Origin of the sequence: Psychrobacter sp. A3 (assembly GCF_028823565.1) — a bacterium.
In the GTDB taxonomy this organism is placed as follows: Bacteria; Pseudomonadota; Gammaproteobacteria; order Pseudomonadales; family Moraxellaceae; genus Psychrobacter; species Psychrobacter celer.
The window spans coordinates 1-10131 of the sequence record NZ_JAPEHS010000087.1 but is presented as its reverse complement, the minus strand read 5'-3'; the positions used below and the strand labels follow the sequence as shown (position 1 = coordinate 10131).

General features: G+C 50.4%; 6 protein-coding genes and 2 pseudogenes. 7 read left to right on the top strand and 1 reads right to left on the bottom strand.

From position 1 onward, the window contains the following. Together NK638_RS10475 and NK638_RS10470 are read left to right on the top strand one after the other, a co-directional pair. Nucleotides 1-2008 (top strand): PhoX family protein (locus tag NK638_RS10475; RefSeq protein WP_274632980.1); only part of this gene is annotated, 2008 nt, incomplete at its 5' end. A gap of 261 nt (nt 2009-2269) precedes the next feature. Then, nucleotides 2270-3778, top strand: a complete 1509-nt coding sequence (locus tag NK638_RS10470) for an alpha/beta fold hydrolase (protein ID WP_274632979.1) — start codon at nt 2270-2272, stop codon at nt 3776-3778. Between the two features lie 106 nt (nt 3779-3884). Here the strand turns inward: NK638_RS10470 and hslO are convergent. Continuing rightward, a pseudogene (hslO, locus tag NK638_RS10465) lies at nt 3885-4830 on the bottom strand (Hsp33 family molecular chaperone HslO). A 317-nt stretch (nt 4831-5147) separates the two neighbouring features. On the opposite strand from hslO, the gene NK638_RS10460 reads away from it, so the two are divergent. From NK638_RS10460 to NK638_RS10440, 5 genes and pseudogenes are all read left to right on the top strand, one after another. Beyond that, nucleotides 5148-6137 (top strand): glutamate/aspartate ABC transporter substrate-binding protein, encoded by a 990-nt coding sequence (locus NK638_RS10460; RefSeq protein WP_274632978.1) that lies wholly within the window; start codon nt 5148-5150, stop codon nt 6135-6137. A gap of 87 nt (nt 6138-6224) precedes the next feature. Continuing rightward, nucleotides 6225-6971, top strand: coding sequence for an amino acid ABC transporter permease (locus NK638_RS10455; protein ID WP_274632977.1), 747 nt, complete (start codon nt 6225-6227; stop codon nt 6969-6971). Next, a pseudogene (locus NK638_RS10450) lies at nt 6968-7602 on the top strand (ABC transporter permease subunit). Before NK638_RS10455 ends, NK638_RS10450 begins: the two are co-directional and overlap by 4 nt. 150 nt (nt 7603-7752) lie before the next feature. Continuing rightward, nucleotides 7753-8484, top strand: coding sequence for an amino acid ABC transporter ATP-binding protein (locus NK638_RS10445; protein ID WP_192995975.1), 732 nt, complete (start codon nt 7753-7755; stop codon nt 8482-8484). Nucleotides 8485-8772: 288 nt separating this feature from the next. Next, nucleotides 8773-10059 (top strand): FAD-dependent oxidoreductase, encoded by a 1287-nt coding sequence (locus tag NK638_RS10440; protein WP_274632976.1) that lies wholly within the window; start codon nt 8773-8775, stop codon nt 10057-10059. Nucleotides 10060-10131: the final 72 nt, after the last annotated feature.

Here is a 10131-nt window from a genome sequence, read left to right as displayed (position 1 = left end):
CGATGACGACAGCCCATCTCGCCTGCCCAGCGACGATGACCAAGCCGCCATCCCAGCACAAGGGGATCTCAAACGTCCCGACACCCTAAAATTCACTGCAGTGGCGCATTCGACAGCCGATACCATGAGTGTGGCGGAAGGCTATCAGGCAGAGATGATATTGCCACTAGGGACACCGCTGATGTCTGGTATCGCCGACTGGAAGGACAGCCGTGAGCAGTCCGCTGAGTCGTTTGAGTGGCGTATGGGCGACAACCATGATGGCATGTGGTTTTTTGGCAAAAAAGGCAATACCTACGATGCCAAAGCCTCAGAGAATGGCCTACTGGTCATGAACCATGAGTATGTCAATAGCAGCGAGCTTAGCCCATTTGGTTATCACGTCATCTCGGATAACAATGCGGCACCCATTTATCAAAACCGTCGTCTGGCCAGTGATGTGCGCCGCGAGGTCAACTGCCACGGGGTCGCTGTCGTTGAGATGACGCGCCGTGCCGATGGGATGGGTTATGAGATGGTCAAAGATTCAAAATACAATCGCCGTATCACCAGCAGTACGCCCGCCCAGCTGACGGGTCCTGTGGCAGGCTCTGATTTGGTCAAGACAAAGTTTGATCCAACAGGGTTTCAGACGCGCGGCATTAACAACAATTGCGGCGCAGGACTGTCGCCGTGGGGTACCTATCTGACGACAGAAGAAAATTTCTTGGGCGTATTTGCGCGTGGTCAAGACGCCGAGCAGCTAAGCACAAGTCATAACTACGGGCGTGAGCGCTATGGGGCCAGCGAAAACTTCTCTGGCTGGGAGTATCTTTGGCATACGCCTTATGCCAAAGATGAAATCATAGCTGATGAGTTTGCCCGCTGGGATATGACCGCGACAGGCACTGATGCTACTGAGGATTATCGCAATGGCTTTAATACCTTTGGTTACATCACCGAAATTGATCCTTTTGATCAGCACTCAGCACCGCAAAAACGCACGGCACTCGGTCGTTTTGCACACGAAAACTGTGCGTATGCGCCCGTCGAGTCAGGTAAACCTGTGGTGTTTTATATGGGGGATGATGCGCGCGGCGAGTATATTTATAAGTTTGTCTCAAAGGCATTATGGTCCAATGCAGATATCGGCGGTGGCCTAAAAGCTGGCGACAAATACCTAAATGAAGGCACGCTGTATGTGGCGGTGTTTCACGAAGACGGTCGCGGCGAGTGGCGGCCACTGGTCCATGGACAAAATGGACTTGATGCGAGCAATGCTGAGCTGCCCTTTGCTGGGCAAGATGAGGTGTTGGTCTTTGCGCGCGCTGCCGCCGATGCCTTGGGTGCGACCAAGATGGATCGACCAGAATGGGTGTCGGTGAGCCCCATGACAGGCGAGGTGTATGTGACCTTGACCAACAACAAATATCGCGGCGAGCGTGAGGATCAGCCTCTCTCAGCAGCCAACCCGCGCAGCTACGAATCCCGCGGAAATGATAATGGTCATATCATTCGCTGGGCCGAAGCAGGCGGCGATCATGCCGCAACCAGTTTTGAGTGGGATATCTATCTGTTTGGTGCACCAAGTAACTTGTCCGCAGAGAATTTATCGCAGTTAAGTGCTAGCAATGATCTGTCTTCTCCTGATGGTTTGTACTTTGATCCGCGCGGGGTATTATGGATTCAAACGGATGATGGTGCGTATACCGACACTACCAGCTGTATGCTGCTTGCGGCATTACCGGGCAAAGTCAGCGATGGTACTACCATCACGACGTCAGCAGGCCAGCAAACCCGCGTCGGAATGCCCGCCCGTGATGACAATATCAAACGTTTTTTTGTCGGTCCTGAAGGCTGTGAGGTGACAGGCATCACCATGACGCCAGATTTTAAAACGTTATTTATCAACATTCAGCATCCTGGCAACACATGGGGCGCGGTGGCTGGAGGTAGTACGCCGCGCTCGGCCACCGTGATGATTACTCGCGAAGATGGCGATGTCATATTGGCAGAATCATTTACTTAGAGCGCTTGGATGACTCGGCTACGATAGTGAAATGGCTGAAATAGTGAACGGCTGCGATGGTAAAGCGGCGGCACGGTGATTATAAATACGGATAGTGATGTTAGCTAAAACCGCAAGCGCTGGCTTGGGGTTTTTTTCTGTGAGTAGCGGCAGATGTCACGACGTTTTATCGTAAAGCGGCTACCGGTTACATCATTTTTTTCTATTGCAAGCGTTTACAGGCTAGTATATAAATATCTTTTGACCAAATGTGTCCATTTTATGAACGCACTAACGAGTAACACTATGGACAGTGTAGAGATTATTTATAAAGACAGCATGAGGCCTGATAGCTCAGATAAAGCAGGTCATGAGCTGGCCGCGCATTTTGCCTCAGAGACTGCCGCCACAGAGCACACAGTAGCGCCGCATAGCGACCTGTATGAGCAAATCGATCAGCTAGCCGCCATCGATATCGACGAAATCATCAAACTGCAAGCCGATGATGCCAATGCCGTGACGACACATCCTGTGCTGTACGCCGATTTTTTTGAAGGGCTTGCGCAGCTGGCGACGATGGGCGTGGTGGAGGTGACAGAGATTGTGGAAGCCATTCACCGCGAGGTGATTTTACGCCCTTTGGGACGGTTTAATGAAAACCACCTTAACAATTGGCAACGGGGTATCACGGGGCGTATATATGGCACCATACGCCAAGTCATGCTACTGGTGGGCAACAATCTGGCCACGGTGCTGCGTATCTACAAAACCATGATGCGCCAAAAAAACACTCAGCCGTTGCCCGATACCCTAAAAAAACTGGTCAATGTGCTAAACGGCGTGATGGGTGATCATCTGGTCAATCATAAAAACGCACTTGCCATACCGATGCAGCTCTATGATGGCAATGGTGATACGCAGTTAGCGACGCTCTCAGGGCGAGTGGTAATCTTATGTCATGGCTTATGTATGAGTCATCTCAGTTGGCAATCCGCAGAAGGCAATCATCTGGGGGAGGCCATCGCGCGCAGTCAGCCTGAAGCGACAGTGCTGTACCTTGATTATAATACGGGGCGGCGTATCTCGCGTAGTGGCCGTAAGCTGTGCCAGCTGCTACAAGATTTGATCGAGCAGCATCCCAATATCAGTCAGATCGATCTGGTCGGTCACAGTATGGGCGGCTTGGTTGCTCGCAGTGCGCTGTTTTATGGCGAGCAAGACCATCTGGCTTGGGTCAAGCGGGCCGGCAACCTCATCACCCTCGGCTCACCGCACCACGGCGCGGTGCTAGAGCGTATCGGTCATCATGTACAGGATATCATCGCCAAGCTGCCGTTTGCAGGATCGCTTGCCAAGTTGGGCGAGATGCGCAGCGCGGGTATCATTGATCTGCGTTACGGTAGTATTCGCGATGCAGACTGGCGAGCGCTGGAGGGTCGTAGTGTGCTGCCGCAAGACTTTCGGCATCCTGCGCGCTTGCCAAGTGGTATCAAGACGTATTTTGTCGCCAGTGCATTGGTCGAGACCCATTATGACTCGAAGATGACACACCTGCTGGGCGATGGTCTGGTCTCTGTCGCCTCAGCGCTTGGAGAAGATGATGCCGAACATGCTTTGTTTGTCCCTGACGGGCATAAAGCACTGTTTTATGGCGTCAGTCATATGAATCTGATTCATAGTAGACGGGTGCGCGAGCAAGTAGTGGCGTGGCTGTTAGCTAATGGCCACAGTGACTACGCCGAGCAGCCGCGGATATATTCTTATCCCAAAAGTCTGGGACTGATGGCATAAAGGTAGGTTAGGCTAGATTGCCTTTGCTAAGCAAAGCATCATAAAAAAAGGCCCTCACACTTTATGTTGAGGGCTTTTTATTGAGAGGTGTTTTACCAGATACCGCCTATTTAGCAAAGATAGCGGTCACATCGTCTTTATCAAACGGATAGATCTCACCGCAAAAACCGCAGTCCATCTCAAACTCACGCTTCTGCTTCACCGATTTGCTCGATGGCTGTCTCGCACTTTTCGCGTGAGCAAGTACAGCCAAATGATAGCGCCACAGGCTCAGGTGCCACGATGTTTTCTTCATGATACAAGCGGTATAAAATCTCGCTGGTATCGAGTGTGGTCAGCTCTTCTGCTTTTAGCGTACGCGTGAGGACGTTTAAGCGCGGCCATAGGTCATCATCGATGCCGGCATCTTGGTTTTGCTCGACCTCAAAGGTTTCCTCAGCGGTACGTGGCAACATTTGTACCAAGATACCCCCAGCTTGTAGGCCGTCTGATGCTAAGTTGATCAGCGTTGGAATCTGCGCGGACTGCTTTTGATAGTGCGCCAAGCAGTCTGCCAAGTTGTCATGACTACGCTCGACGATACCTTGATAAGAGTCGCCGCCGTCAGGCTGAATATTGATAAACAATACGCCTTGGCCCATCGCGCCAAGCTCCGCAAAAGCGTCTTTGGCTGTGGTCATGCTCTCCCACGCTTGTGCTTGCGCGTCGGTGTCGGCCTTCCAGCTGGCAAGCGCGCGGATGATGCCGTCTTGGTCACACTCCGCCATCGCCCAATTGAGCAGGCTCTCAGGGTCTGAGGACTGCAGCTGGATAGACAGCCGGCCGTTGATTTTGACAGTGCTGATCAGCAAGCTTGCTGCCGTCATCATCTCACCCAATAAGCGTTTAATCGCTTCAGGATAGGGCTTTTGGGCAATCGTGGTCGCATAGCTGCGCGATAGACGCACCACATCACCGCGTACAGGCGAGTCTTCAATAAAAAAGCGTTGGCGAATGTCGTTGTAGCTGGTGGTTTGGGTGTCAGTATTTGGTGCTTGAGTATCTTGAGTCATAACTGGCTTATGTCATTGAGAAGTTGCTAACTTTATGGGGATTGTTGCGTATTTATCAATCTTATCAATTATCTCTGATGGCCGTCGCGGGCTAGATGGGTAATCGCCAAAGACCATCATTCTATATTTTGCACAAAAAAGTTTATCGCCCGTTGCAATTTTGTTGTACAGTAACATTAAGTTGCATTGTGATAAACAATAGCAATAACGACAAGGGTGCATGACAACCAGTCAGTCGATAGGGGATGATTTATAAACCCTTTATCGTCCAAGCACTCGTTTAATTTAGTGATAATGTGATAAAAAGGATGTATCTCATGAGCTATCTATCTTCCAAACCTCTCTCTAAGAGCTTGACCCTAGCGGCCTTTATGGCGTTTGGCCTCGCTGGGTGTAATAACAGCAACCAAGCGACCAATGAGACAGCGCCTGCCGATGAGGCGGGTACCGCGACCAGTGCAGCAAACGGCACGCTACAAAAAATCAAAGACTCAGGCACCATCGTGGTCGGTCACCGTGACTCTTCTATTCCTTTTTCTTATATCGCGGACGACCCAAATCAGCCGATAGGCTATGCCCACGACCTAGAGATGAAAGTCGTCGAGGCCGTCAAACAAAGGCTCAATATGCCTGATCTTAATGTCCGCTATAATCTTATTACCTCGCAGACGCGTATTCCCTTGGTACAAAACGGTACTGTGGACTTTGAGTGTGGCTCAACCACCAACAACGAAGAGCGCCAAAAGCAAGTGGCCTTCTCCAATGGCTTTTTTGAGATTGGGACGCGTCTGTTGACCAAAAAAGACTCCGGTATCAATGACTTTGCCGACTTAAAAGGTAAGACGCTAGTCACCACCGCTGGCACGACATCAGAGCGCTATATCCGTCAATATAATGACGACAATCAGATGGACATCAACATCATCTCAGCAAAAGATCATGGCGAGGCGTTTTTGATGTTAGAAAACGGCCGCGCTGACGCCTTTATGATGGATGATGTGCTGCTCGCTGGCGAAAAAGCCAAAGCCAAAAACCCAGATGAATGGGTCATCGTCGGTGAGCCGCAATCGTTTGAGATCTATGGCTGTATGATGCGTAAAGACGACCCTGAGTTTAAAGCGGTGGTCGATGAAGCCTTGGTCAATGTCTTTAGCTCAGGCGAAATCAATAGCATTTATGATAAGTGGTTCTTGAACCCAATCCCGCCAAAAAACGTCAATCTCAACTTTGAGATGTCTGACAACCTAAAGGCATTGATTGCCAACCCGCACGATGGTGCGCAGCCAAAAGCGGCGCCAGCACAGTAATCGTTGTCCCAAACCCTAGCTGGCCTATGCGTACGTCATGTGTTGTTTGACGCATAGGCTCTTTTATCGCTGCTTGGAGAGACAACCATGAATTATAGCTGGAACTGGGGTGTGCTGTTTGAGCAGACCGGTATCGGTAGCGAGCTGTATATCCATTGGATGATTACTGGTCTTGGCTGGCTGCTACTGATTGGCAGTATCGCTTGGGCCATCGCCATGATCGTCGGCACCATCTTAGGCATCATGCGCACGTTGCCGAGCAAGACGGCGCGAGCGATTGGTACTGCTTACGTGACGTTTTTTCGTAATATACCATTACTCGTACAGCTGTTTTTTTGGTTTTATATCGCCCCTGGTTGGCTGACACCGACGATACAAGAATGGTGGTATAAAGACCTGTCGCCCAATACCTCAGCCATGCTCTCGGCGAGTATCGGTTTGGGGCTGTTTACTGCCGCCCGTATCGTCGAGCAGGTGCGCACGGGTATCGAGTCGCTACCAGATGGCCAAGTCAATGCCGCCTATGCGCTCGGCTTTAGCATCCCGCAAGTCTACAAAGAAGTCCTACTGCCGCAAGCCTTTCGTATCATCTTGCCGCCGCTCAGCTCTGAGCTGACCAACTGCTTTAAAAACGCCTCAGTCGCCTCGCTCGTTGGGGTGATGGAGCTGATTAGCCAAACCAAAACCATCAGTGAATACACGCAAAACAGCATTGAGCTCTATACCTACGCGACGATTATCTACTTGGTATTTAACTTGTCCTTAATCGCGATAATGGGACTGATCGAGCGCAAACTACGCGTGCCTGGGCTGATTGCAGGAGGTCAAAAATGAATATGATGACTGAGCTTGCCACTGCCTATCCTGGGTTGATGGGCGGCATGCTGACCACGCTTAAGGTATTGTTTTTGGCGATTTTGGGCGGTATCAGTTTGGGAACGATACTGGCGCTGATGCGTTTATCGGGTATCAAAGTGCTTGAGATACCAGCAAAACTGTATGTGAATTATTTTCGCTCGGTGCCCTTGCTGCTGGTGCTTTTGTGGTTTTATTTTGCTGTACCGATGATTTATTTTTGGATCGCGGGTAAGTATCTACAGCTCGATGCGGCGTGTCGTATTTTTCTGAGGTGGTGCGTGCTGGCATTCAATCGATCGGTAGCGGGCAGGTCAATGCTGCCCAAGCGCTGGGCATGACTTATGGGCAGACCATGCGTTTGGTTATCTTGCCGCAAGCCTTTCGCAAAATGCTGCCGCTGATTTTGCAGCAGTGTATTATTTTATTCCAAGATACGACGTTGGTGTTTGCTATTGGTTTGACGGATTTTTTCCGCGCAGCCTACGTGCGCGGTGAGCTAATGGGACTTCTGACGCCTTATATCTTGGGCGCTGGTGCGATTTATTTTGTCATTAGCTTAAGTGCGTCTATGGGCGTGCAGCAGCTACAAAAGCGTTTGCGGTTCTGACACACCCTAGACTGCGCGGTCGCGGTTGACGAAATTTTTAAACAATGATTATCAAGATAATGTGGTTAGGAGCCAATAATGAACAATGCTGATACGTATTTAAATGCCTTTGGCGGTCTGGTCACCAATAATGGTCATGCCAGTGATGAGATGGTCATTGAGATGGCAAATGTCAGTAAATGGTATGGCGATTTTCAAGTGCTGACTGACTGCACCGCCCATGTACACAAAGGCGATGTCGTCGTGGTTTGCGGGCCATCGGGTAGTGGCAAATCAACGCTGATTAAGACGGTCAACGGGCTTGAGCCTTTTCAACAAGGCGAGATTATGGTCAATGGTGTCTCTGTTGGTGCACCTAAGACTAACTTGCCCAAGCTACGTAGCCGTGTCGGTATGGTGTTTCAGCATTTTGAGTTGTTTCCGCATTTGACCATTATCGACAATTTAACCGTCGCGCAAATCAAGGTGCTGGGCCGTAAAGAGTCTGAGGCTAAACAAAAAGCCATGGCTTATCTAGATCGCGTGGGACTGAGTGCGCAGGCACCCAAATATCCCGCCGAGCTATCAGGTGGTCAGCAGCAGCGCGTGGCGATTGCCCGTGCGCTGGCGATGGACCCTGTGGCGATGCTATTTGATGAGCCAACCTCGGCGCTTGATCCTGAGATGATTCAAGAGGTGCTTGACGTCATGGTCGAGCTGACTCGTGATGGCATGACCATGATGTGTGTGACCCATGAGATGGGCTTTGCCAGTCAGGTCGCCAATCGCATTATCTTTATGGATGAAGGTCATATCGTCGAAAACTGTAGCAAAGATGAGTTTTTTGAAGGGGCAAAAAGTGAGCGCGCCCAGCTTTTTTTGTCCAAGATTTTAAATCATTAATGGCAAAGTTTTTGCTGCTACTTTAGCGCCTTGATGTAGAGACTGCTCAATGAGCCCTAAGCATTTGCCAAAAAGCGTCTTTAGCGCCTTGATGTAGAGACTGCTCAATGAGCCCTAAGCATTTGCCAAAAAGCGTCTATGATTTTAGGCGCTTTTTTTTGGTTTTTTTTGGCCATAACGGTCCAGTAGCGGGGGGATAAGCAAGTAGATGAGTGCATGACTGTTTACTGCTACAATAGCGCTCAAGATACCGACAATGAAAAGTTTATACATTATATTGGAGCTATTATGAGCATAGAAAATGCCGACACCCTCGCAAACTCAACAAACCCTGCCAATGCTAAAAACCCTTTACATACTGAAAACCATGCGTCAGCGGAAAACCAAGGCATCGTCATCGTTGGTGCCGGCTTGGCAGGTTGGCACGTCATCGATGCCATTCGAGCAAAAGATAAAGACATCGCCATTACTCTCATCACAGCGGATAATGGCGATCGTTACCATAAGCCAATGCTGACAATGGCCATCAGCCAAAACAAGCGGGCGGCAGATTTGGTACGTGCAACTGGCGCTGACGCTGCCAAGGCGGCAAACGTCAATCTGCTGGCCAACACGCAGGTCACGGATGTTGACGCCGCTACGCAGCAGTTGCAGCTGGTCTCTGCCCTGCGCGCTGACCCTGTTTATACCAATTATGCCACCATCAGCTATGACAAGTTGGTACTGGCGATGGGCGCGCAGCCGATTTTTCCAAAGAGCCTGCCGGAGGATTTGGTCTGGCATGTCAATCATATCGAGCAGTTCGGTCAGCTACAAGAAAAGCTGGCAGCAGGCAGTCAGCATGTCGCCATCGTTGGCGCTGGTATGGTGGGGACAGAAATCGCCGAAGATTTACTCAAAGCTGGACATGAAGTCACCTTGATTGATTTAAATGACGCGCCTTTATCACAAATGCTACCAGCAAAAGCGTCCGCTCGTATCGCGGCGGCGGTCCAGTCCCAAGGTATTCATTTTTTGGGTGGTTATCAAGTATCGGGTGTCACGCGTCAGGAGGACGGCAAGCTACACGTCCGCTATGCGCCAGTGACAGACAGTGCTGGCAGCGCGGCCGCTCAGTCATCCGAGCCTTTGGTCGTCGATCATGTGATTGCCAGTACTGGCCTCACGGTCGATGCTAGACTGCCCACTGCTGCAGGGGTAGAGTTTGATCGCCGGACTGGTATCGTGGTGGATGCCACCACCTTACGTACGCAAGCGTCAAATATCTATGCCATCGGTGATTGTATGTCTATCAATGGCGTTGCCTGCCGTTATGTCGCCCCGCTGCGCGCACAGGCGGCGACCATTGCGGATGATATCTTAGGGGTGGCACATGACGGCTATGATCATAAACCGCCAATGATTCGCCTAAAAAACAAAGCCATCTCTGTCATGGCTACTGGCGTACCACAAGCGACAGGCAATTGGCAGGTAAAGACTGACACGGATGACGAGTTAATCATGGATTTGCTAGATGATAACAATGACGTCAGTGCGACAGTAACGATTAAAGCGCCGCCAATGGTTAAATCTTAATCAACGCTTAATCGCTGTAAGTTTAGGGCGTGTTGAACATTCGCAAATAGGCACTGCTGATCGCTAAAATTG